The sequence below is a fragment of the Micromonospora sp. WMMD754 genome (genome assembly GCF_049315235.1).
Classification (GTDB): domain Bacteria; phylum Actinomycetota; class Actinomycetes; order Mycobacteriales; family Micromonosporaceae; genus Micromonospora; species Micromonospora sediminicola.
In genome coordinates this window covers 818,559-839,498 of the sequence record NZ_CP186058.1, presented here as the reverse complement: position 1 = coordinate 839,498, position 20,940 = coordinate 818,559, and the positions used below count along the sequence as shown (strand labels likewise).

The 20,940-nt window shown below is 73.1% G+C and carries 21 protein-coding genes; 14 read left to right on the top strand and 7 right to left on the bottom strand.

Translation table 11 applies throughout. From position 1 onward, the window contains the following. The first annotated feature begins 108 nt into the window (after positions 1-108). The 3 genes from ACN27B_RS03930 (at position 109) to ACN27B_RS03920 (ending at position 2,651) form a co-directional block, all read left to right on the top strand. Positions 109-387 carry a F0F1 ATP synthase subunit epsilon gene (locus tag ACN27B_RS03930; protein ID WP_047893558.1) on the top strand — a complete coding sequence of 93 codons (279 nt, stop codon included), beginning with the start codon at positions 109-111 and terminating at the stop codon, positions 385-387. 12 nt (positions 388-399) lie between these two features. Then, a complete protein-coding gene (locus ACN27B_RS03925) occupies positions 400-855 on the top strand; it encodes a DUF2550 domain-containing protein (protein WP_099163876.1) in 456 nt (151 codons plus the stop codon). Between the two features lie 1,244 nt (positions 856-2,099). Next, on the top strand, positions 2,100-2,651 hold the full coding sequence (locus ACN27B_RS03920; RefSeq protein ID WP_422743524.1) for a hypothetical protein: 552 nt from the start codon (positions 2,100-2,102) through the stop codon (positions 2,649-2,651). A 46-nt stretch (positions 2,652-2,697) separates the two neighbouring features. On the opposite strand, the gene ACN27B_RS03915 is transcribed toward ACN27B_RS03920, so the two are convergent. Continuing rightward, positions 2,698-3,291, bottom strand: a complete 594-nt coding sequence (locus ACN27B_RS03915) for a class I SAM-dependent methyltransferase (RefSeq protein WP_216642303.1) — start codon at positions 3,289-3,291, stop codon at positions 2,698-2,700. Positions 3,292-3,420: 129 nt separating this feature from the next. Here ACN27B_RS03915 and ACN27B_RS03910 point away from each other — a divergent pair, with 129 nt between their 5' ends. The 3 genes from ACN27B_RS03910 (at position 3,421) to ACN27B_RS03900 (ending at position 6,095) form a co-directional block, all read left to right on the top strand. Next, positions 3,421-4,596 (top strand): sensor histidine kinase, encoded by a 1,176-nt coding sequence (locus tag ACN27B_RS03910; protein ID WP_099163878.1) that lies wholly within the window; start codon positions 3,421-3,423, stop codon positions 4,594-4,596. After that, positions 4,593-5,285, top strand: a complete 693-nt coding sequence (locus tag ACN27B_RS03905) for a response regulator (RefSeq protein ID WP_099163879.1) — start codon at positions 4,593-4,595, stop codon at positions 5,283-5,285. Before ACN27B_RS03910 ends, ACN27B_RS03905 begins: the two co-directional genes overlap by 4 nt. 81 nt (positions 5,286-5,366) lie before the next feature. Further along, entirely contained in the window at positions 5,367-6,095 is a 729-nt protein-coding gene (locus tag ACN27B_RS03900; RefSeq protein WP_422743521.1) for a DedA family protein, read from the top strand. A 109-nt stretch (positions 6,096-6,204) separates the two neighbouring features. Here ACN27B_RS03900 and ACN27B_RS03895 read toward each other — a convergent pair whose 3' ends face one another. Continuing rightward, complete coding sequence (locus ACN27B_RS03895; protein WP_047893386.1) at positions 6,205-6,777, bottom strand: cob(I)yrinic acid a,c-diamide adenosyltransferase; 573 nt, start codon at positions 6,775-6,777, stop codon at positions 6,205-6,207. Here ACN27B_RS03895 and murA point away from each other — a divergent pair. Further along, positions 6,776-8,206, top strand: a complete 1,431-nt coding sequence (gene murA, locus ACN27B_RS03890; protein WP_091571286.1) for a UDP-N-acetylglucosamine 1-carboxyvinyltransferase — start codon at positions 6,776-6,778, stop codon at positions 8,204-8,206. The two genes, ACN27B_RS03895 and murA, sit on opposite strands and share 2 nt — an antisense overlap. A 65-nt stretch (positions 8,207-8,271) precedes the next feature. Next, on the top strand, positions 8,272-9,120 hold the full coding sequence (locus tag ACN27B_RS03885) for a 3-hydroxyacyl-CoA dehydrogenase family protein (protein ID WP_091571292.1): 849 nt from the start codon (positions 8,272-8,274) through the stop codon (positions 9,118-9,120). A 57-nt stretch (positions 9,121-9,177) separates the two neighbouring features. On the opposite strand, the gene ACN27B_RS03880 is transcribed toward ACN27B_RS03885, so the two are convergent. The 3 genes from ACN27B_RS03880 to ACN27B_RS03870 all read right to left on the bottom strand — a co-directional run bounded on the left by ACN27B_RS03880 (position 9,178) and on the right by ACN27B_RS03870 (position 11,783). After that, positions 9,178-9,987 (bottom strand): alpha/beta hydrolase, encoded by an 810-nt coding sequence (locus ACN27B_RS03880; RefSeq protein ID WP_422743518.1) that lies wholly within the window; start codon positions 9,985-9,987, stop codon positions 9,178-9,180. Between the two features lie 105 nt (positions 9,988-10,092). Next, positions 10,093-10,938 carry an ABC transporter permease gene (locus ACN27B_RS03875; RefSeq protein ID WP_099163884.1) on the bottom strand — a complete coding sequence of 282 codons (846 nt, stop codon included), beginning with the start codon at positions 10,936-10,938 and terminating at the stop codon, positions 10,093-10,095. After that, positions 10,935-11,783: an ABC transporter ATP-binding protein gene (locus ACN27B_RS03870; RefSeq protein WP_091571304.1), complete on the bottom strand. Its 849-nt coding sequence runs from the start codon at positions 11,781-11,783 to the stop codon at positions 10,935-10,937. The genes ACN27B_RS03875 and ACN27B_RS03870 overlap by 4 nt, the downstream gene beginning before the upstream one ends. Before the next feature lie 151 nt (positions 11,784-11,934). On the opposite strand from ACN27B_RS03870, the gene ACN27B_RS03865 reads away from it, so the two are divergent. Further along, entirely contained in the window at positions 11,935-13,938 is a 2,004-nt protein-coding gene (locus ACN27B_RS03865; protein WP_422743516.1) for a protein meaA, read from the top strand. A gap of 57 nt (positions 13,939-13,995) precedes the next feature. After that, positions 13,996-14,292, top strand: coding sequence for a DUF1540 domain-containing protein (locus ACN27B_RS03860; protein ID WP_091577020.1), 297 nt, complete (start codon positions 13,996-13,998; stop codon positions 14,290-14,292). A 13-nt stretch (positions 14,293-14,305) separates the two neighbouring features. Here ACN27B_RS03860 and ACN27B_RS03855 read toward each other — a convergent pair whose 3' ends face one another. Beyond that, complete coding sequence (locus ACN27B_RS03855) at positions 14,306-14,923, bottom strand: DUF4126 domain-containing protein (RefSeq protein WP_091571311.1); 618 nt, start codon at positions 14,921-14,923, stop codon at positions 14,306-14,308. 71 nt (positions 14,924-14,994) lie between these two features. Here ACN27B_RS03855 and nucS point away from each other — a divergent pair, with 71 nt between their 5' ends. Further along, on the top strand, positions 14,995-15,654 hold the full coding sequence (gene nucS / locus ACN27B_RS03850) for an endonuclease NucS (protein WP_422743513.1): 660 nt from the start codon (positions 14,995-14,997) through the stop codon (positions 15,652-15,654). Positions 15,655-15,657: 3 nt separating this feature from the next. Here nucS and ACN27B_RS03845 read toward each other — a convergent pair whose 3' ends face one another. Beyond that, a complete protein-coding gene (locus tag ACN27B_RS03845) occupies positions 15,658-17,160 on the bottom strand; it encodes an aldehyde dehydrogenase family protein (protein WP_099163886.1) in 1,503 nt (500 codons plus the stop codon). Positions 17,161-17,400: 240 nt separating this feature from the next. Between ACN27B_RS03845 and ACN27B_RS03840 the strand changes: the two genes are divergently transcribed. From ACN27B_RS03840 to ACN27B_RS03830, 3 genes are all read left to right on the top strand, one after another. Beyond that, positions 17,401-17,847 carry an FHA domain-containing protein gene (locus ACN27B_RS03840; protein WP_099163887.1) on the top strand — a complete coding sequence of 149 codons (447 nt, stop codon included), beginning with the start codon at positions 17,401-17,403 and terminating at the stop codon, positions 17,845-17,847. Positions 17,848-17,942: 95 nt separating this feature from the next. Further along, positions 17,943-19,007 (top strand): alpha/beta fold hydrolase, encoded by a 1,065-nt coding sequence (locus tag ACN27B_RS03835; protein ID WP_422743510.1) that lies wholly within the window; start codon positions 17,943-17,945, stop codon positions 19,005-19,007. A 123-nt stretch (positions 19,008-19,130) separates the two neighbouring features. After that, on the top strand, positions 19,131-20,921 hold the full coding sequence (locus tag ACN27B_RS03830; RefSeq protein WP_099163889.1) for a 3-hydroxyacyl-CoA dehydrogenase family protein: 1,791 nt from the start codon (positions 19,131-19,133) through the stop codon (positions 20,919-20,921). Positions 20,922-20,940: the final 19 nt, after the last annotated feature.

Below are 20,940 nucleotides of genomic sequence, written 5' to 3'. Positions count from 1 at the left end.
CTGAGCGGGTGCGGGGCCGTCGTGGCCCGGCTCTCACCACCCGCGTTGGGTGGGCGGCGGGGGCGCGACTAGACTTTCGGCAATCCGCCGCCGCAGCAAGGAGACAGCGTGGCACAGCAGCTTCACGTCGAGCTCGTAGCCGTCGAGGAGAAGGTCTGGACCGGCGAGGCCGAGATGGTCGTCGCCCGGACGACCGAGGGTGAGCTTGGTGTGCTGCCGGGGCACGCGCCCCTGCTCGGCCAGCTCGCGGAGCCCAGCCAGGTGCGCATCAAGCAGGCCGGTGGCCAGCAGGTCGCGTACGACGTCGCCGGCGGCTTCCTGTCGGTGACCGGCGAGGGCGTGACCGTCCTGGCCGAGAGCGCCACCCCGGCCACCCCGGCCCGCTGAGCCGACCCGCCGATGGAGATCGTCGAAGGGATCGGAATCGGCGTCGCGGTCGTCGTCGTCGCGCTTCTGGTTCTCTTCGTCCGGCGGGCCCTGTTCACCCGTAGCGGGGGCATCATCCGACTGAGCGTCCGGGTCACCACGGTGCTCGACGGTCGCGGATGGTCCCCCGGCTTCGGTCGCTTCGTCGGCGACGAACTCCGCTGGTACCGCATGTTCAGCTTCGCGCTCCGCCCGAAGCGGGTGCTCTCCCGCAAGGGGCTCGCGGTGGAGCGGCGCCGGTTGCCCGAAGGGCAGGAGCGCCTCTCCATGCCGTCCGACTGGGTGATCCTCCGCTGTACCAGTCACCACGCTCCGGTCGAGATCGCCATGGCGCGCTCCACGGTCACCGGATTTCTCTCCTGGCTCGAGGCCGCCCCTCCGGGGGCGGTCTCGCCGCGTCTGGCCTCTCAGGACTGGCCCGCCGCCTGACCCCAGCCATCGTCCGAGCGGTCCGACTGACTCCGCTGCGGCGAGGTGGCGGGATCACCCCCGGCCGGACACACCATCTCCACGTCGTTGCGCTCCGCCTCCGCACGCGGACGCCGCTTCCGTCCCGGTCCCGGCACCGAACTAGGCGTCGCGAGATCTTGGAAGCTGAGCGCCCTCCTGGCGGCCCTTACCTTTCAAGATCTCGCCCTGTCGCCACGCGCCCGCCCCCGCGCCCTCCCTCCTCGACCGACTGGTTGATCAAGGAGTTTGTGTAGTGCCTCCGGGCGATTGTCGACACAAACTCCTTGATCGACGTGCCGTGGGGGTTTGTGGGTGGTGGGTGGAACGTGGCGGGGTCGGGATGCGCCCCGTGGTGTTCCACTCGCGGGGTTGGCTTGCGCCGGGGGGAACGGTGTGGGTGTCTGCGGGGGCGGGACACCCCATGGCGTTCCACCCGTGGGTCTGCCGGGCGTTGGATGGAACGCCGTGGGTGTCTCGATGGCCGGGACACACCCACTGCGTTCCACCGATAGGGCTGGCGGGCGCTGGGTGGAACGTCATGGGTGCCTCGGCGGCCGGGATGCACCCATGGTGTTCCACTGGCCGGGCTGGCGGGCGCTGGGTGGAACGTCATGGGTGCCTCGGCGGCCGGGATGCACCCATGGTGTTCCACTGGCCGGGCTGGCGGGCGCTGGGTGGAACGTCATGGGTGTCTCCGCGGCCGGGATGCACCTATGGTGCTCCACTCGCGGGGTTGGCGGGCGCTGGGTGGAACGTCATGGGTGTCTCCGCGGCCGGGTGCACCCATTGGTGTTCCACGCGCGGGGTTGGCGGCCGGTGGGTGGAACGTCATGGGTGTCTGCGGGGTTCCGGATGCACCCGTGGTGGTCCACCCGCCCGGCCTGTGTGGGGTCGTTGTCCGGTTCGGTGGTGGTGGGCGGCACCCTGGGCGCGGAATCGTCGTGGGCTGGGTGGCGTTGTAGACGGGTGAACGACCGAGCAGGCGAACACCCCCGAGCCGCCACCCCCGCCCCCGGGGGAATGACGGCCGGCCGCCGGTCGTTACACATCATCCCGGCGCCGCGTGCAGGCCCCCCGCCCCGCGAGCCAACCGGACATCCCCGGCCCCGTGAGCTGACCCCCAGGCTCCACGAGCGTGCCGGGTCCCCCCCCCCAAGACTTCTTGAGCGCCTGACGGTGCCCACACCCCCCCGGGTGTGTTGACCCCCGAATGGAGCCCTCTCATGAACACGATCCTGCGTAAGAGCATCCTTGGTATCGCTGGTCTGGCCTTCACCGGTGGTGTGTTCGCCGGTCCGGTCGCCGCCCACGCCGACACCGCCCACACCGCCGCCAAGCCGGTCGTGGCTGTCGCGTCCGTGCAGGGTGAGCAGTCGCGCATCGACCTGAACGACGAGCAGCTGGCCAACGCGAAGGCGATCATCGCCGCGACGAAGAAGGCCGGTCTGCCGGAGCGGGCCGCGGTCATCTCGATCGCCACCGCCCTGCAGGAGTCGAAGCTGGAGAACCTCGGGCACCTCGGCGACAAGAATGACCACGACTCGCTGGGCCTGTTCCAGCAGCGCCCGTCGAGCGGTTGGGGCACGCCGGAGCAGATCACCGACCCCGAGTACTCGACCCTGGCGTTCCTCAAGGGCCTGAAGCAGGTCGACGGCTGGGAGAAGATGCCGCTGACCGAGGCTGCGCAGACCGTCCAGGTCTCCGCCTACCCGGACGCGTACGCGCAGTGGGAGAAGCAGGCCACCGACATCGTGGCCGAGCACTGGACCAAGTAAGACCGAAGGCCGGCACCCCGAACACGGGGTGCCGGCCTTTCGCATGTCAGCGCGGCACGGGCCGGCGGCAGTGGTAGACCAGGGCCGGTGGCACGTTCGACCAGACCGTCCGGCCGACGGTCACCTCCTCGAAGGCTCCGGTCAGCAGCCGCCGGAAGCGACGGGCCGGCCGCGTCGCGAGCGCGTGCCGGTACGCGAACGTGGTGAACGCGCCGCTCGGCCGGAGCGTCCGCAGCACCGCGTCGAGGACGGCGAGTTGACGCCCCGCGCCGAACGCCGCCCACGGCAGCCCGCTCACCACCACGTCGGCGGCGGGCAGGTGCCGGTCGGACAGCACCCGGTCGAGGGTGGCGGCGTCCGCGCGGATGACCTGTACGGCCGGGTGACGTCGGGAGAGCGCGGCGGCGAAGCTGGGGTTCACCTCGACCGCCAGGTGCTGGCCGCGTCCGGCCAGCCGCTGCTGGATGGTCCGGGTGAAGGCACCGGTGCCGGGGCCGAGTTCGACCACCAGCGGCTGTCCGGTCCGGGGGACGGCGGCGGTGATGTCCCGGGCCAGCGCCGATCCGCTGGGCAGCACCGCGCCGGTGGCGAGCGGGTGCCGGGCGAACTGGCCGAGGAAGGCGGGGGCGTCGCTGATCACGGTCACCGACGCTAGGCGGGCGTACGCGGTCGGGGTCTCGTGCGGTGGGCCGGCACACCGGCCAGTCGGAGGAGGGGCACCGGCCGGTGGAAGGGCCGACCTGCCCTTCCCGCTCCGTATCGTGGCCGCATGAGGGGCGGGCGGTGGACCGGGTGGCCCGAGCTGCTGCTCGGGCTCGGCACGGCCGCCCTGGGTCTGATCAGCACCCGGATCGTGATACCCGGCATCCCGCGCGAGGCGTGGGCCGGCGTCTTCGCGGTGCTCGCCGGGCTCCTCCTGATCGGGGTGCGCCGCTGGCCGTGGCCGGTGCTGCTCGCCACGTCGGCGCTGCTGGTCGTCGCCGACACGGTGACGGTGACCGGTGCGGACACCGCCCAGTTCGCCGCCTCGGTGGCGTTGGGCTACGTCGCGTACCGCTCGGGATGGCCGGGCACCGCCGTCGCGTACGGGCTCTTCCTGGCGGTGACGCTGGTCAACGTGATCGACCCGGGGAACGCGGAGTTGCTCCGTGGTGGTGTCGGCGTGCTCCGGGTGCTGATGCTGGCCGGGTTCGCCGCCGCGCCGGTGACGTTCGGCCGCTATCTGCGCGGGGTACGGCAGGCGGCGGCGGCGGCCGAGGAGCGGGCCCGGGAGGCCGAGGAGCGGCGGACGACCGAGGCGCGGATGGTCCGGCTGACCGAGCGGACGGCCATCGCCCGCGACCTGCACGACATCGTCGCCCACCACGTCGCGGCGATCGCGCTGCGGGCCGGGTCGGCGCGGTACGCCGTGCAGCACACCGGCCGGCCGGAGGAGGCGGTGACGGCGCTCGGCGAGTTGCGCGACACCGCCGGGCAGGTGCTGGACGAGTTGCGGGAACTGCTGGAGGTGCTCCGCGACCCGGACGCGGTGGAACCGGCGGAGTCGCAGGTCGAGCCGGTCCAGGTGATCCGCGACGCGGCCCGGCGGGTACGCGAGGCCGGCCTGGCGGTGCAGGTGCGGATGCCGGAGATGCTGCACCGGGTGCCGTTGGTGGTCGGGACGACCGCGGCCCGGGTCGTGCAGGAGGCGTTGACCAACAGCCTGAAGCACGCCGGGCCGGGCGCGGTCGTCTCGGTCGACGTCCGGGTGACCGACGGGGCGCTCCTCCTGGAGGTGCTGGACAGCGGCCCGGCGCGCCCGCGTACCCGGCTGCCCGTGTCGGGCCACGGCCTGCGCGGCATGCGCGAGCGGGTCGGCCTGCTCGGTGGGACGCTCGTCGCGGGCGGCACCGACGGCGGCGGCTGGCGGCTACGGGTCCGACTGCCGATCAGGGAGAACGAATGATCAGAGTGCTGGTGGTCGACGACCAGGCCCTTGTCCGCGCCGGCGTGGGCCTGGTGCTGCGGACGGCCGGCGGCTTCGAGGTGGTCGGCGAGGCGGGGGACGGGCACGAGGCGGTCCGGCTCGCCGAGCGGCTGCGGCCGGACGTCATCCTGATGGACCTGCGGATGCCCCGGCTCGACGGCATCGAGGCGACCCGGCGGATCCTGCGGCAGCAGCCGGCGGCCCGGGTGCTGGTGCTGACCACGTTCGCCGACGACGCGAACGTCTACGGTGCGCTCGGCGCCGGCGCGCAGGGCTACCTGGTGAAGGACGGCGCCCCCGAGGATCTGGTCGACGCGGTGCGGCGGGCGGCATCCGGTGAGCCGCTGCTCGCCGCGCCGGTGTTGGCCCGGGTGCTGCGCCGGGCGCTCGCCGCGCACGACCGCGAGCGCGCCCCGGACCCGGCCGCCGCCGGGCTCGGCCTGCTCACGCCCCGGGAGCGGGAGGTGCTGGCGCTGGTCGGCGCGGGGCTGTCCAACGCCGAGATCGGGGCGCGGCTGCACCTCGGGGTGACCACGGTGAAGACCCACGTCTCGGCCGCGATGGAGAAGCTGGAGCTGCGCAACCGGGTCCAGGCCGCGGTGGTGGCGCACCGGCTCGGCCTGGTCGACGACGGCTTCAACCCGGTGCCGGATCCGGGTGGACCCTAGGGCGGCGACCGGCCACCCGGAGGACCCGGCCCGACCGTGGGCAGGACGTCGTCGCCCGGCCGGGGCGCGACGCTGGTAGGCATGACCTTCCTGGATTCCCTGGTGGACCGGCTCGACGCGCTGCCGCCGGGCCTCCTGTTGCTGGTCGCGGCGGCGGTGCTCGCCGGCGAGGTGGGGCTGCTTGCCGGTGTGGTGCTGCCGGCCGCGACCACCATGCTGACGGTGGGGTTGCTGGCCCGCGCCGGTCGCGTCGACCTGGGCGCCGCGCTGGCGGTGACCACCGCCGCCGCGTTCGCCGGGGACCAGCTCGGCTATCTGGAGGGGCGGCTGCTCGGCCCGAGGCTGCGGCGCGGACCGCTGGGCCGTCGGGTGGGGGAGGAGCGGTGGCGGCGCGCCGAGGCGCTGGTCGCCGCCAAGGGTGGGAGCGCCGTGCTGCTCGGCCGCTGGACCGCGTTCGTGCGGACGCTGGTGCCCCGGGTGGCGGGGGCCGCCGGCCTGCCGTACCGCCGGTTCGTGCTCGCCGACGGCCTGGCGGTGGTCGTCTGGGTGCCCGGCACGGTGCTCGTCGGTTGGGCGGCGGGCGGCCTGCCGGCCGGTGTGCCGGCCGCCGCCGGGGTGGCGGTGGTCGCGGCGGTCGCGCTCGCGCTGGGGTTCCGGCGGCTGCGGGTACGCCGACGGCGCACCGTGCACCGCGCCTGCTCCGGGCCGGTCCGTGGCCGGGGCAGCCCGACCCGCCGCCGGCCGGGCTCGCGGCGGCCGGGGGCCGGTCGGACCGCGCCCGTCCGCCGGGGCGCGATCGACCGCTGCTGAACGTGGATCTATCGGGTCCGACCCGGTATGCGGAGAAGCCGACACCGGGCAGGTCTGACTCCGGTCAGGGCGGGTAACCGGGCCTCCACGTGGTGCAGGCCGCCGACGGTCAGCGCTTCCCGCCCGGCACCCATAGCACGTCTCCGTCCGGATTTGCCGTTCTTGACAGGATAAAGAGCAGATCGGAGAGCCGGTTGAGATACTTTGCCGGGAGGGGGCTGGTCCGATCGGGGTCGTGTGCGACCAGCGCCCATGCCGCACGCTCGGCGCGCCGGGCGGTCGTCCGTGCCACGTGCAGCAGTGCCGCGCCTGCGGTGCCGCCGGGGAGGATGAAGGAGTCGAGCTTGCTCAGGCGCGCGTTGTACTCGTCGCACCAGCCTTCGAGGCGCTCGACGTACTCCTCGGTGACCCGCAGCGGCGGATACTTCGGGTCCGGCTCCACCGGCGTGGCCAGGTCCGCGCCGACGTCGAACATGTCGTTCTGCACGGACTCCAGCACCGCCCGCAGTTCGTCCGGGAGCTGCCCCAGGGCGAGCGCGACGCCGATCGAGGCGTTGCACTCGTCCACGTCGGCGTACGCGGCGATCCGCGGATCGGTCTTCGGCACCTGCTCGTTGTTGCTCAGCCTGGTCATGCCGGCGTCGCCGGCCTTGGTGTAGATGCGCGTGAGGTGGACGGCCATGACGCACAGCCTACGGATACCGGACCTGACGATCCCGGTGCGGCCGGACCGGTCGACCGCGGTGGGGCCGGGTGACGCCGGCGACCCGGCGATCAGCGACGTCGACGTCATCCGGGTACGGGGGGACGCCCGGCTGGCCGGCACCGTGCACGTGGTGGGCGCGAAGAACTCGGCGTTGAAGCTGATGGCCGCCGCGCTGCTCGCGCCCGGCCGCAGCGTGATCACCAACGTGCCCCGGATCACCGACATCGCGATCATGGGCGAGGTGCTGCGCCGGCTCGGCTGCGGCGTACGCTTCGGCCCGGACGACCCGGTCGACCCGATGGTGGCCCGCGGCGGTGTGGAACGGTCCCGCTCGGTCGTCATCGACGTGCCGGAGCGACCCGGTGCGGAGGCCGACTACGACCTGGTCCGCCGGCTGCGCGCGTCGATCTGCGTGCTCGGCCCGCTGCTCGCCCGCCGGGGCTACGTCCGGGTGGCCCACCCCGGCGGCGACGCCATCGGCTCGCGCGGCCTGGACATGCACATCGCCGGCCTGGCCCGGATGGGCGCGGAGATCTCCGGCGAGCACGGCTTCGTCATCGCCGAGGCCCCGGACGGCCTGCACGGCGCGGACATCGTGCTGGACTTCCCGAGCGTGGGCGCCACCGAGAACCTGGTGATGGCGGCGGTGCTGGCCCGGGGCGGCACGACGATCGACAACGCGGCCCGGGAGCCGGAGATCGTCGACATCTGCACCATGCTCAACCGGATGGGCGCACGGATCTCCGGCGCCGGCAGCTCGACGCTGCACATCGTCGGCGTACCCGAGCTGCGTCCGGTCCGCCACGCCACGGTGGGGGACCGGATCGTCGCCGGCACCTGGGCGTTCGCGGCCGCGATGACCCGGGGGGACGTCACCGTGACCGGCGTCGACCCGGCCTACCTGGAGGTCGCGCTGGACAAGCTGGTCACGGCCGGCGGCCTGGTGGAGACCCGGGGCGACGGCTTCCGGGTACGGATGGACGACCGCCCCAGGGCGGTCGACGTGGTCACGCTGCCGTACCCGGGATTCGCCACCGACCTGCTGCCGATGGCGATCGGCCTGGCGGCGGTCAGCGACGGCGGCTCGCTGATCACCGAGAACATCTTCGACGGCCGGTTCATGTTCGCCAACGAGATGATGCGGCTCGGCGCGGAGATCCGGACCGACGGGCACCACGCCCTGGTCTGCGGCCGGGAGCGGCTCTCCGGCGCCCCGGTACGCGCCACCGACATCCGGGCCGGCGCCGGCCTGATCATCGCCGGGCTGTGCGCCGACGGGACGACCGAGGTCTCGCACGTGCACCACGTGGACCGGGGCTACCCGGACTTCGTGGCGGATCTGCGGGCGCTCGGCGTCGAGGTGGAGCGCGGCACCGCGCCGGAGGAACCCGACCTGGCCATCTGACGGCCCTTATCCCTCGTTAAGTAGGGTTCTGGAGGACATTCCAGAACACGGCGAGGGAGAAGCAGATGGCGGGTCGACTCGCGGTCGTCGGTGCCGGGCTGATGGGCTCGGGCATCGCCCAGGTGGCGGCGCAGGCGGGCTGGCAGGTGACGCTGCGCGACGTGGACGACGCGGCCACGAAGCGGGGCGTCGACGGCATCCGGAAGTCGCTGACGAAGTTCGCCGAGAAGGGCAGGATCGAGGCGTCCGACGTCGAGGCGACGCTGGGTCGGATCACCCCGACCACCGAGCTGGAGGCGGCGGCCGACGCGGACATCGTGGTCGAGGCGGTCTTCGAGAAGATCGAGATCAAGCACGAGGTGTTCCGCGCGCTGGACAAGATCTGCAAGGCGGACGCGGTGCTGGCCACCAACACCTCGGCCATCCCGGTCACCCAGATCGCCACCGCCACCGAGCGCCCGGAGTCGGTGGTGGGTACCCACTTCTTCTCGCCGGTGCCGATGATGAAGCTCTGCGAGCTGGTCCGGGGCTACAAGACCAGTGACGCGACCATGGACACCGCCCGGTCGTTCGCCGAGGAGATCGGCAAGACCGTGGTGGTGGTCAACCGGGACATCGCCGGTTTCGTCACCACCCGGCTGATCTGCGCGCTGGCGATGGAGGCGGTCAAGCTGGTCGAGTCCGGCGTGATCTCCGCCGAGGACCTGGACACCGCCTGCAAGCTGGGCTTCGGGCACGCCATGGGCCCGCTGGCCACGGTCGACCTGACCGGGGTGGACGTGCTGCTCAACGCCACCCGCAACATCTACACCGACACCGCGGACGAGAAGTTCTTCCCGCCGGAGCTGCTCCAGCGCATGGCCACCGCCGGCGACCTGGGCCGCAAGACCGGCCAGGGCTTCTACTCGTACTGACCGGCTGGTCCCGCCCCCGGCCCGTGCGGCCGGGGGCGGTTCACGTCCGCGGCCCGTTCACGGCCGGGGCGGGGTGAGCGCGGCGCCGATCAGCGCGAACGCGTCCGGGAGGACGGTGCCCCAGTAGCCGAAGTTGTGCCGCCCGTCGGCCCAGGCCGCGCGTACCGGCTTCTCGGGCAGCACCCGGGCCAGCGCGCGGACGTCGGAGAGGAAGTTGTCCTGCCGGCCGCACCAGAGCCCGACCGGGGTGCCGCGCAGCTTGTCCACGCCGGTGAAGACCGCGTCGCCGGGGCGCACCGCGGGTGAGAAGGCCGCCGCCATCCTCAGCCAGCCCGGGTACGTCTCGGCCAGCAGCAGCGCCCCGAAGCCCCCCATCGACCAGCCCCAGACGGCCGTCCGGCTGATGTCGAAGCCGCGCCGGGCGCACCAGGCCGGCACCTCCTCGCGCACCATCCGTCGCGGGTCGTCGTCGCCGGCGGGACGCCAGGAGAGCCGGCCGCCGGTCGCTCCGGCGAGCGCGAACGGCGGGGCGCCGCGCCGCACCGCGTCGGTGAGGAAGCGGGCCAGCCCGAACCGGCCGTAGTCGCGCGGGGTGGCCGAGGCGCCGTGCAGGACCAGGCAGACGGGCAGGCCGCGGCCGTCGCCGTACCCCTCGGGCACGGCGGTCCAGAAGTCCACCTCGCGCCCGCGGGCGCCGGAGGCGATCCGGATCAGCCGCTCGTCCCCGGCCGGGGCGTCCGGCACTGTGGGTTCCGGTCCGGGCCGGGCAGTGGAGAGCTGCCGGGCGGCCAGGCCGCCGACCAGGCCGGCGCCGGCGATCCCTCCGGCGGCGGTCAGCAGTGTCCGCCGGCTCAGCGTGCGTGCCATGCCGGGCAGTGTGCCACCTCGCGCGAGGCGCGTGCGGTCGTGTGCGTGGTTAGGAAGGGGCCCTTCCTCTACCGCAGGCGTTAAGAAGGGGCCCTTCCTTACACCTCAGCCGTCGCGGCGGGTGGTCCACCGGAAGGTGCTCAGGCAGAGCACCAGACCGATCACGCACCAGGCTGCCAGCACCAGCGCCACCTTGCCCAGCTCGAACGACCCGCCCGGCTCCTGGCCGCCGAAGCTGTCCGGCAGGAAGACCGAGCGCAGCCCCTGGCACATCCACTTCAGCGGGAAGATCGCGGCGACCTGCTGCATCCAGGTGGGCAGGCTGGTGAAGACGAAGAACACGCCGGAGATGAACTGGAGGACCAGCGCGACCGGGGTGACCACGGCGGAGCCGCTGCGGGCGGTGCGGGCCAGCGACGAGATGGCGATGCCGCAGAGCGTGCAGGCGGTGACGCCGAGGACGGCGACCCAGCCGAAGGTGAGCCACTTGGCGGCGGTCTGCGGCAGGTCCAGGTCGAACAGCGCGACCGAGACGGCGAGCAGGAGCGCGGTCTCGGCGATGCCGATGACCACCACCATGATCACCTTGCCGGCGAACCAGACCCACTTCGGCATCGGCGTGCCCCGGTAGCGCTTGAGCACGCCCCGGTCCCGCTCGATCGGGATCCAGATGCCGAGGTTCTGGAAGCTCACCGTCATCAGCCCGGTCGCGATCATGCCGGTGATGAAGTACTGCGTGTAGCTGACGCCCGGGGCGATCTCGTCGCTGAAGATCGCCGCGAAGATCAGGATCATGATGATCGGGAAGCCCATCGTGAACACGACGGACTCCCGGCTGCGCAGGAACTGGGTGATCTCCAGCCGGCCCTGGCGCAGCGCCAGCGTGCCCGCGCCGAGCCGCCGGGCCGGTGCCGCGGCGACCGGGGCCGTCGGCTTCGTCGTGGTGGTCATGAGTGTCCGATCATCCGCAGGTAGACGTCTTCCAGGGTCGGCCGGGTCACGGTCAGGCCGGGCACCTCGCCGCCGAAGCGCGCGGCCAGCTCGGCCACCAGCGCCGTCGGCGTCGCGGTCTCCGCCGAGCCCGGCGTTCCCTCCGGGGTACGCCAGGAGACGGTCGCCAGCGACTCCTGCCGGTTGCCCAGCGCGTTCGGCGGCGCGACCTCGATCACCCGCCCGGCGGCGATCACGCCGACCCGGTCGGCGAGGGCCTCGGCCTCGTCCAGGTAGTGGGTGGTGAGCACGATCGTGGTGCCGGCGGCGGAGAGGTCCCGGATCAGCTCCCAGAACTCGCGCCGGGCCTCCGGGTCGAAACCGGTGGTCGGCTCGTCGAGGAAGAGCAGCTCGGGCCGGCCGATGATGCCCAGCGCCACGTCGAGGCGGCGCTTCTGCCCGCCGGAGAGCGTGTGCGTACGCGCCCTGGCCTTGGCGCCCAGCCCCACCCGCTCGACCACCTTGTCCGGGTCGTCGGCGTCGGGGTAGAAGCCGGAGAAGTGCCGGACCACCTCGCCGACGGTCAGCTCGTCGAACTCGCCGGTGCCCTGGAGCACGATGCCCACCCGGGAACGCCAGCCGGCGTCGGGCCTGGCCGGGTCGACGCCGAGCACCCGCACCTCGCCGGCGTCGCGGTGCCGGTAGCCCTCCAGGATCTCCACCGTGGTGGTCTTGCCCGCGCCGTTCGGGCCGAGCAGGGCGAACACCTCGCCCCGGTGGACGTCCAGGTCCACCCCCGCCACCGCGACGTTGTCGCCGTACGTCTTGCGCAGTCCCCGTACGGAGATCGCGAGCTCGTCTTCCATGACGTCCAGTGTGCGACTGCCGCGTGCCCGGCCGCGGGCCGGGGTGTGGTGGTGTCGCCCATCTGTCGCCGTCCGTGCCCGTCGGTCCGCTCCATGGACCTGTGTGGTTTTCCACAGCCCGTTTTACTGAACGGTAACTTAAACTCCGGCCATGGATGACGCGACGCCGGGACGCCTGCCGGAGCGGGACCGCCCGTGGGTGATGCGCACGTACGCCGGGCACTCCTCCGCCGCGGCCACCAACGCGCTCTTCCGCCGCAACCTGGCGAAGGGGCAGACCGGGCTGTCGGTCGCGTTCGACCTGCCGACGCAGACCGGATACGACCCCGACCACGAGCTGGCCGCCGGCGAGGTGGGCCGGGTCGGCGTGCCGGTGGCGCACCTCGGCGACATGCGGGCGCTCTTCGAGGGCATCCCGATCGCCGAGATGAACACCTCGATGACGATCAACGCGCCGGCCATGTGGCTGCTCGGCCTCTACGGCACGGTCGCCGCCGAGCAGGGCGCGGAGCTGAGCCGCTGCGCCGGCACCACGCAGAACGACATCATCAAGGAGTACCTGTCCCGGGGGACGTACATCTTCCCGCCGGCCGCCTCGCTGCGGCTGACCGCCGACGTGATCGCGTACACGCTGCGGGAGATGCCGCGGTGGAACCCGGTCAACATCTGCTCGTACCACCTCCAGGAGGCCGGCGCGACGCCGGTGCAGGAGGTCGGCTTCGCGCTCGCCACCGCCGTCGCCGTGCTCGACACCGTGCGCGACTCCGGCCAGGTGCCGGCCGAGCGGATGGGCGACGTGGTCCAGCGGATCTCGTTCTTCGTCAACGCCGGGGTGCGCTTCGTCGAGGAGATCGCCAAGATGCGCGCGTTCGGCGCGCTCTGGGACGAGATCACCCGCGACCGCTACGGCGTGGAGAATCCGAAGCAGCGCCGGTTCCGCTACGGCGTGCAGGTCAACTCGCTGGGCCTGACCGAGGCGCAGCCGGAGAACAACATCCAGCGGATCGTGCTGGAGATGCTCGGCGTCACCTTCTCCCGGGACGCGCGGGCCCGGGCGGTGCAGCTGCCCGCCTGGAACGAGGCGCTCGGTCTGCCCCGCCCCTGGGACCAGCAGTGGTCGCTGCGCATGCAGCAGGTGCTGGCGTACGAGTCGGACCTGCTGGAATATCCGGACCTGTTCGAGGGCTCGCACGTGATGACCGCACTGGTCGACGACATCGTGACCGGCGCGCGGGTCGAGCTGGAGAAGGTGCTGGAGATGGGCGGCGTGGAAACCGCCGTGGAGTCCGGCTACCTCAAGAGCGCGCTGGTCGCCTCGCTGGCCGACCGGCGTCGGCGGATGGAGTCCGGCGCGGACGTGGTGGTCGGCGTCAACCGGTTCACCGAGACCGAGCCGTCCCCGCTGACCGCGGCCGGCGCCGAGGCGGTCGAGCAGGTCGACCCGGCGGTCGAGGCGGCCGCCGCGGACGGCGTACGCCAGTGGCGGGCCGGCCGGGACGCGGCGGCCGTGGACGCCGCGCTGGACCGGCTGCGGGCGGACGCCGCGACCACCACGAACCTGATGGACGCGACGCTGGCGTGCGTGCGGGCCGGGGTGACCACCGGCGAGTGGGCGGGCGCGCTGCGCCGGGTCTTCGGCGAGTACCGGGCGCCGACCGGGCTCTCCGGCGCGGCCGGGGTCGGTGGCGACGCCGGGCTCGCGTCGGTCCGCGAGCGGGTCGCCGCCACGGCCCGGGAGCTGGGCAGCGGCCGGCTGCGGCTGTTGGTCGGCAAGCCGGGGCTGGACGGGCACTCCAACGGCGCCGAGCAGATCGCGGTACGCGCCCGCGACGCCGGCTTCGAGGTGGTCTACCAGGGGATCCGGCTGACCGCCGGGCAGATCGTGGCCGCCGCCGTGGAGGAGGACGTCGACCTGGTCGGTCTCTCCGTGCTCTCCGGCTCGCACCTGGCGGCCGTGCCGGCCGTGCTGGACGGGCTGCGCGCGGCCGGGCGGGGCGACCTGCCGGTGGTGGTGGGCGGCATCATCCCGGCCGGTGACGCCGACGCGCTGCGGGCCGCCGGCGTGGCCCGGGTGTTCACGCCGAAGGACTTCGCGCTCACCGGCATCATCGACCAGCTGGTCACCGTGATCCGCGAGGCCAACGGGTTGAGCTGACGCGGAGGGCGCAAAAGCCTAAAATCGGGGCAAGACACCCACGGAAGGGCGGGAATGATGACCGCGTCGATGGAGATGCCCCGGGTCCAGGAGTGCGCCGTCCGGTCCTGCGCCTACAACCACACGAACGACTGCCACGCGTTCGCCATCACGATCGGCAGCAGCGACCACGCCCACTGCCACACCTTCGTGGAGCTGCCGGTGCGCGGCGGCATCGACCAGTTGGTCGCCCAGGTCGGCGCCTGCTCACGCTCCGACTGCCAGCACAACTCCGACCTGGAGTGCCACGCCCCGGCCATCACGGTGGGCCCGGACATGGACATGGCCGACTGCATGACCTACCGGAGCCGCTGACCGGCCCAGCCGGCTAGACGCGGAAGCCGGCCGCGCGGGCGGCGGCGCGTTCCCGGCGTCGGTGCCGGCGGCGGCGGACCAGCCAGACCGCGAACACCACCAGGCCGACCGCGAACACCAGCACCAGCACCGGCAGCAGGATCGCCACCACCGACATGACCACGCTCGTCGCGTCCTCGGCGGTGCTGGCCACCGGCGCGCCGAAGCCGGCCGTGGTCGCGTTGACCACCGGCCGGGCGGCGGCCTTGAGCAGGTGCACCCCGAGCGCGATCAGCACCCCGACCACCACCGGCACCCACTGGTGGGTGGAGAAGAACGTGTCCGGGTCGCTGACCGTGACCGTCTCCGAGCCGGAACCGGCGCCGAAGGCCAGGCCGCCCGCGGTCGGCCGGACCACCGTCTGCACCATGTCGTTGACGTGGTCGACCACCGGCACCTTGTCGGCCACCACCTCGACCGCGAGCAGCACGGCGAGGATCGCCAGCACCCAGCCGTTGCCGAGCCACTGCCAACCGCTGGGCAGCTCGATCAGGTCGGTGTAGCGGGCCAGCAGGCCCATCAGCATCAGCGGGATGTAGGCGTTCAGACCCGCCGAGGCGGCGAGTCCGGAACCGGTGAGGACTTCGAGCACGATCTCAATATGGCACCGGTGCGCCAGTGGCGCTCGTCGGCGGCGGCCGGGGGCTCCGCTACCCTCGTCGGGTGCGGTTGGTCATTGCGAAGTGCTCGGTGGACTATGTCGGACGGCTCTCGGCCCACCTGCCGCCGGCCACCCGGTTGCTCATGGTGAAGGCGGACGGCTCGGTGTCGATCCACGCGGACGACCGGGCGTACAAGCCGTTGAACTGGATGAGCCCGCCGTGTCGCCTGGAGGAGGCGCCCGGCGTGTGGCGGGTGGTCAACAAGGCCGGCGAGGAGCTGCGGATCACCCTGGAGGAGATCTTCCAGGACACCTCGTACGAGCTGGGGGTCGACCCGGGCCTGCGCAAGGACGGCGTCGAGGCGCACCTGCAGGAGCTGCTCGCGGCCAACCCGGAGACGCTGGGGGAGGGCTTCACGCTGGTCCGCCGGGAGTACATGACCGCGATCGGCCCGGTCGACCTGCTCTGCCGGGACGCGAACGCCCGCGCGGTGGCGGTCGAGGTGAAGCGGCGCGGCGAGATCGACGGCGTGGAACAGCTCACCCGCTACCTGGAGCTGATGAACCGCGACCCGCTGCTCGCGCCGGTGACCGGCGTGTTCGCCGCGCAGGAGATCAAGCCGCAGGCCCGGGTGCTCGCCACCGACCGGGGCATGCGGTGCGTGGTGGTCGACTACGACAAGCTGCGCGGCATCGAGCGCGACGAGCTGACGCTGTTCTGAGGCTCAGCGCCCCCGGCCGTACATCAGCTTGGCGACCTTGACCAGGCGGGCGACGTCGGCCGGGGTGCGCTCGAACGTCATGGCCGGCAGCAGCGAGCGGGCCCGGCGGCGGGTGACCGCCTTGGGGCGGCCGAACTCGCGCAACCCGTCCTCGCCGTGGATCCGGCCGAAGCCGGACTCGCCGGTGCCGCCGAACGGCAGCGTGGACATGCCGGCGAAGGTCAGCGCCGAGTTGACCGAGGCCATCCCGGAGCGCAGCCGCCGCGCCACGGCCACCGCCCGCGCCCGGCCGAAGACCGAACCCCCGAGGCCGTACGGGAGGGCGTTGGCGCGCTCCACGGCCTCGTCGACGTCGCGGACCCGGTTGACGGTCAGCGTCGGGCCGAACGTCTCCTCGCGGACGGCCACCGAGTCCTCCGGCACGTCGACCAGCACGGTCGGGTGCACGTACGGCGGTTGGACCGCCTCCGGGCCACCGAGCACCGCACGGCCACCCCGGGCGACCGCGTCGTCGATGTGGCGGCGGATGACGTCGATCTGGGACGGCATGGTGATCGGGCCGAGGTCGGTGCCGTCCGCGCCGACGGTGAGTCGGCCGGCCCTCGTCACCACCTTGTCGACGAACGCGTCGAAGACCTGGTCGACCGCGTAGACCCGTTCGATGCCGATGCAGGTCTGGCCGGCGTTGGTGAGCCCGCCCCAGACGGCGGCCTCGGCCGCGGCGTCCAGGTCGGCGTCGGCGTCCACGATCATCGCGTCCTTGCCGCCGGCCTCCAGCAGCACCGGGGTGAGCGTCTCGGCGCAGGCGGCCATCACCTTCTTCGCGGTGGCGGTCGAGCCGGTGAAGGCCAGCTTCGCCACCCCGGAGCGGCACAGCGCCGCGCCGACGTCGCCGAGCCCGTGCACCGCCTGGAACACCGGCTGCTCCGGCACCACCTCGGCGAAGCGGTCGACCAGCCACTGGCCCACGGCCGGGGTGTACTCGCTGGGCTTGAACACCACCGCGTTGCCGGCGGCCAGCGCGTACGCGGCGGAGCCGATCGGGGTGAAGACCGGATAGTTCCACGGGCCGATCACGCCGACCACGCCGTAGGGCTGGTATTCCAGGTGACCGGTGAACTCGGCCAGGATCAGCCGGGAGCGGACCCGCCGGGGGCCGAGCACCCGGCGGGCGTTGCGGGCCGCCCAGTCGATGTGCTCCAACGCGGTGAGGATCTCCACCACGGCGTCGCCGACCGGCTTGCCGCCCTCGGTGTGCATCAGCTCGGCCAGCTCCTCGATCCGCCGGGCGAGCACGCCGCGCCAGCGCTGGAGCCGGTCCCGCCGGCCGGCGAAGCCGAGCCCGGCCCACCAGTCGGCCGCCGGGCGGGCCCGGTCGACGGCGGCGCGCACGTCCGCCTCGGTCGCCACCGGGAGTCGCCCGGCCTCCGCGCCGGTCGCCGGGCTCGTCGACACCAGTCGACCGGCCTCGATGAGCGGAGTTCCGGGGACATGCACAGCGGTCATGGCCGCAGTCTAGACCCGAACATTACTCACCGGTAGGTGTCACGGACCCCGTACGCTGCCCGGACCGGCCCGCGTCGCATCGACGCCGGTGCCACCCGATCGCGCCGCGGCCGACTGCCCGAACGGCGAACGGGAGATGGCCGGCCGGGGTCACGGGGGTGACCGCGCGGTGGTGGGAGCCACTACGGTGAGGTGGCAGGCTGACGCCGCGGGGCGATGTGGGGTGGAGGTCGACGGTCCATGGAGGATCATCCGGAGCTGATGCCGCTGCTGACGGTGTCCGGTGGGGCGATGCGTGGGCTCAGTTTCCGGGTCGGACGGGGCGTCCAGGTGATCGGTCGGGCGCCGAGCGCCGACATCGTGCTCGCCGACCCCCACCTGAGCCGGCGGCACGCCACCGTCCAGGCCACCACCGACGGGGTGCTGCTCACCGACCTCGGCTCGACCAACGGCACCTGGCTCAACGACCGACGGATCAGCGGCAGCGTGCCGCTCGCCGACGGCGACGTGGTCCGTCTCGGTCGCACCGACCTGCGCCTCTACGACCCGGGCGTGGCCCGCACCGACCCGGTCGGGATGAGCTTCGGCGCGCCGCGGCGCGACCAGCGCCCGACCCTGCCGCTGCCGGTCCCGGCGCCGCGCCAGCCGATCGAGTCGCGCGAGGCGCTGCCGGTCGACGCCCGCTGACCGCCGGCGCCGCCCCCGGCGGCGACAGGCCCGGGCCGACCGGTGTGGAGGTCGCCCACATGGCTGCGGGCGGGTTGATGTGCCAGCATGCGCTGATGCGGAGCGCACGGCACACGGTCCAGGCCCACGGCATCACCCAGGCGGTCCGGGTGGCCGGCCCGCCGGACGGCGTGCCGGTGCTGCTGGTGCACGGCAACGTCTCCTCCTCCGCGTTCTGGGAGCCACTGCTGCCCCGGCTGCCGGAGACGCTCCGGGTGGTCGCCCCCGACCTGCGCGGCTACGGCGAGACCGACACCGCGCCCGTCGACGCCACCCGGGGCCTCGGCGACTTCGCCGACGACGTGGCCGCCCTGCTGGACGCGCCCGGGCTGTTCGCGCCCGGGTCCCGGCCGGTGGTGGTCGGGCACTCGCTCGGCGGCGGCGTGGCGATGCGGCTGCTGGTCGACCACCCGGAACGGGTGGCCGGGCTGCTGCTGGAGGCGCCGGTCTCCCCGTACGGCTTCGGCGGCACCCGGGACCTCGACGGCACCCCCACCACGCCCGACTTCGCCGGCACCGGCGCGGGCGGCGCGAACCCCGACTTCGTGGCCCGGCTCGCCGCCGGCGACCGGGGCGCGGACGGCCCGACCAGCCCGCGCAACGTGCTGCGCGCCGCGTACGTGGCCGACCCGGCGTCGCTCGGCGACGACGAGGACCTGCTGCTGGAGAGCATGCTCACCACCGCCACCGGGGACGACAACTACCCGGGCACCGCGGTCGCCTCGGCCCACTGGCCGGGGACCGCCGCCGGGCGGCGCGGCGTGCTCAACACGTTGGCCCCGGCCCACTTCCGGCTCGCCGACGAGTTGGTCGCCGTGCCGGTCAAGCCGCCGGTGACCTGGGTACGCGGCGACGCCGACGTGATCGTCTCGGACACCTCGCTGTTCGACCTGGCCTACCTCGGTCAGCTCGGCATGGTGCCCGGCTGGCCCGGCGCCGAGCAGTGCCCGCCGCAGCCGATGCTCGGGCAGACCCGGGCGGTGCTGGAGCGGTACGCGGCGGCCGGCGGGACGTACCGGGAGGTGGCGCTGCCCGGCTGCGGGCACAGCCCGCACCTGGAGCGGCCGGCCGAGTTCGTGGCCGAGCTGCTGGCGCTCGCCGGGGTCGCCGCGCCCGCCTGAGACGCGGTGCGTGAAATATCCCACGGCGTCTCGACAACGAAGCGTCACGTGGCAGACTCCGGCGCATAACCTTAGCGGCCGTTCATGTCGGCAACGGCGGAGTCAACCAAGGGGAGGCCGGTCGTGGCGCGCGAGTTCACCAGGGTGGGTGTGGTGGGTCTGGGCACCATGGGTGCCGGCATCGTCGAGGTGTTCGCCCGCAACGGCCTCGACGTGACCGCCGTGGAGATCTCCGACGCCGCGCTGGAGCGGGGTCGGGTGACGCTGACCGGCTCCACCGACCGGGCCGTCGCCAAGGGCAAGCTCGCCGAGGCCGACCGGGACGCCCTGATGGCGCGGGTCGACTTCCGGGTCGGGCTGGACGCGCTGCACGACGTGGACCTGGTGATCGAGGCGGTGCCCGAGCACCTGGACCTCAAGCAGCGGATCTTCGCCGAGCTGGACCGGGTGTGCAAGCCCGAGGCCATCCTGGCCACCAACACGTCGTCGCTGAGCGTCACCGAGATCTCCGTCGCCACGACCCGGCCCAACCAGGTCATCGGCATCCACTTCTTCAACCCGGCCCCGGTGATGAAGCTGGTCGAGGTGGTTCGCACGGTGGTCACCTCGGCCGACGTGGTGGCCGACGTGGAGGCGCTCTGTGAGCGGCTCGGCAAGGTCGACGTGACGATCAGCGACCGGGCCGGCTTCATCGCCAACGCCCTGCTGTTCGGCTACCTGAACCACGCGGTCGGCATGTTCGAGGCCCGCTACGCCACCCGCGAGGACATCGACGCCGCCATGAAGCTCGGCTGCGGTCTGCCGATGGGCCCGCTGGCGCTGATGGACCTGATCGGCCTGGACACCGCGTACGAGATCCTCGACACGATGTACCGGCGCGGCGGCCGGGACCGCCGGCACGCCCCGGCGCCGCTGCTCAAGCAGATGGTCACCGCCGGGCTGCTCGGTCGGAAGTCCGGCCGTGGCTTCTACACCTACGAGCGGCCGGGCTCGCCGAGGGTGGTCGCCGACGAGCACACGCCGGCGGCCGGCGACGCCGCGCTCGCCGACGGCGCCCGGGTGGTCGCCAAGGTCGGCGTGGTCGGCTCCGGGACCATGGCCACCGGCATCATCGAGGTCTTCGCGAAGGCCGGCTACGAGGTCATCTCGGTGACCCGGGGCGCGGAGAAGTCCGCCAAGGTCTGCGAGGCGGTCAAGACCTCGCTCAACAAGGGCGTGGTGCGGGGCAAGCTCAGCGAGACCGACCGGGACGCCGCGCTGGGCCGGATCACCTGGTCCGCCACGCTGGAGCACCTCGCCGACGTCGACCTGGTGGTCGAGGCCGTGGTCGAGGAGCTGAGCGTCAAGAAGGCGCTGTTCGCCAGCCTCGACGAGATCTGCAAGCCGGGCGTCGTGCTCGCCACCACCACCTCGTCGCTGCCGGTGATCGACGTGGCGATGGCCACCCAGCGGCCGGCCGACGTGGTCGGCCTGCACTTCTTCAACCCGGCGCCGATCATGCCGCTGGTGGAGATCGTGCAGACCATCCGCACCTCGACCGAGACGTCGGCCACCGCGCGCGCGGTCTGCGCGAAGCTGGGCAAGACCGGCGTGGTCTGCGGCGACCGCTCCGGCTTCATCGTCAACGCGCTGCTCTTCCCGTACCTGAACGACGCGGTGAAGATGCTGGAGGCCAGCTACTCCACCGCGGACGACATCGACTACGCGATGAAGCTGGGCTGCGGCTACCCGATGGGCCCGTTCGAGCTGCTCGACGTGGTCGGCCTGGACGTCTCGCTGGCCATCCAGCGGGAGCTGTACCTGGAGCTGCGTGAGCCCGGGTTCGCCCCGGCGCCGCTGCTGGAGCACCTGGTCACCGCCGGCTACCTGGGCCGCAAGAGCGGCCGGGGCTTCCGCGACCACACCCGGCGCTGAGCCGGTCAACAACCGGCGC

Excerpts from the sequence above, each read along its gene's own strand:
- ACN27B_RS03925 (WP_099163876.1), top strand. The coding sequence starts at position 400 with ATGGAGATCGTCGAAGGGATCGGAATCGGCGTCGCGGTCGTCGTCGTC.
- ACN27B_RS03920 (WP_422743524.1), top strand. The coding sequence starts at position 2,100 with ATGAACACGATCCTGCGTAAGAGCATCCTTGGTATCGCTGGTCTGGCC.
- ACN27B_RS03910 (WP_099163878.1), top strand. The coding sequence starts at position 3,421 with ATGAGGGGCGGGCGGTGGACCGGGTGGCCCGAGCTGCTGCTCGGGCTC.
- ACN27B_RS03905 (WP_099163879.1), top strand. The coding sequence starts at position 4,593 with ATGATCAGAGTGCTGGTGGTCGACGACCAGGCCCTTGTCCGCGCCGGC.
- ACN27B_RS03900 (WP_422743521.1), top strand. The coding sequence starts at position 5,367 with ATGACCTTCCTGGATTCCCTGGTGGACCGGCTCGACGCGCTGCCGCCG.
- murA (WP_091571286.1), top strand. The coding sequence starts at position 6,776 with ATGACGCACAGCCTACGGATACCGGACCTGACGATCCCGGTGCGGCCG.
- ACN27B_RS03895 (WP_047893386.1), bottom strand. The coding sequence starts at position 6,777 with ATGGCCGTCCACCTCACGCGCATCTACACCAAGGCCGGCGACGCCGGC.
- ACN27B_RS03885 (WP_091571292.1), top strand. The coding sequence starts at position 8,272 with ATGGCGGGTCGACTCGCGGTCGTCGGTGCCGGGCTGATGGGCTCGGGC.
- ACN27B_RS03880 (WP_422743518.1), bottom strand. The coding sequence starts at position 9,987 with ATGGCACGCACGCTGAGCCGGCGGACACTGCTGACCGCCGCCGGAGGG.
- ACN27B_RS03875 (WP_099163884.1), bottom strand. The coding sequence starts at position 10,938 with ATGACCACCACGACGAAGCCGACGGCCCCGGTCGCCGCGGCACCGGCC.
- ACN27B_RS03870 (WP_091571304.1), bottom strand. The coding sequence starts at position 11,783 with ATGGAAGACGAGCTCGCGATCTCCGTACGGGGACTGCGCAAGACGTAC.
- ACN27B_RS03865 (WP_422743516.1), top strand. The coding sequence starts at position 11,935 with ATGGATGACGCGACGCCGGGACGCCTGCCGGAGCGGGACCGCCCGTGG.
- ACN27B_RS03860 (WP_091577020.1), top strand. The coding sequence starts at position 13,996 with ATGACCGCGTCGATGGAGATGCCCCGGGTCCAGGAGTGCGCCGTCCGG.
- ACN27B_RS03845 (WP_099163886.1), bottom strand. The coding sequence starts at position 17,160 with ATGACCGCTGTGCATGTCCCCGGAACTCCGCTCATCGAGGCCGGTCGA.
- ACN27B_RS03840 (WP_099163887.1), top strand. The coding sequence starts at position 17,401 with ATGGAGGATCATCCGGAGCTGATGCCGCTGCTGACGGTGTCCGGTGGG.
- ACN27B_RS03835 (WP_422743510.1), top strand. The coding sequence starts at position 17,943 with ATGCGGAGCGCACGGCACACGGTCCAGGCCCACGGCATCACCCAGGCG.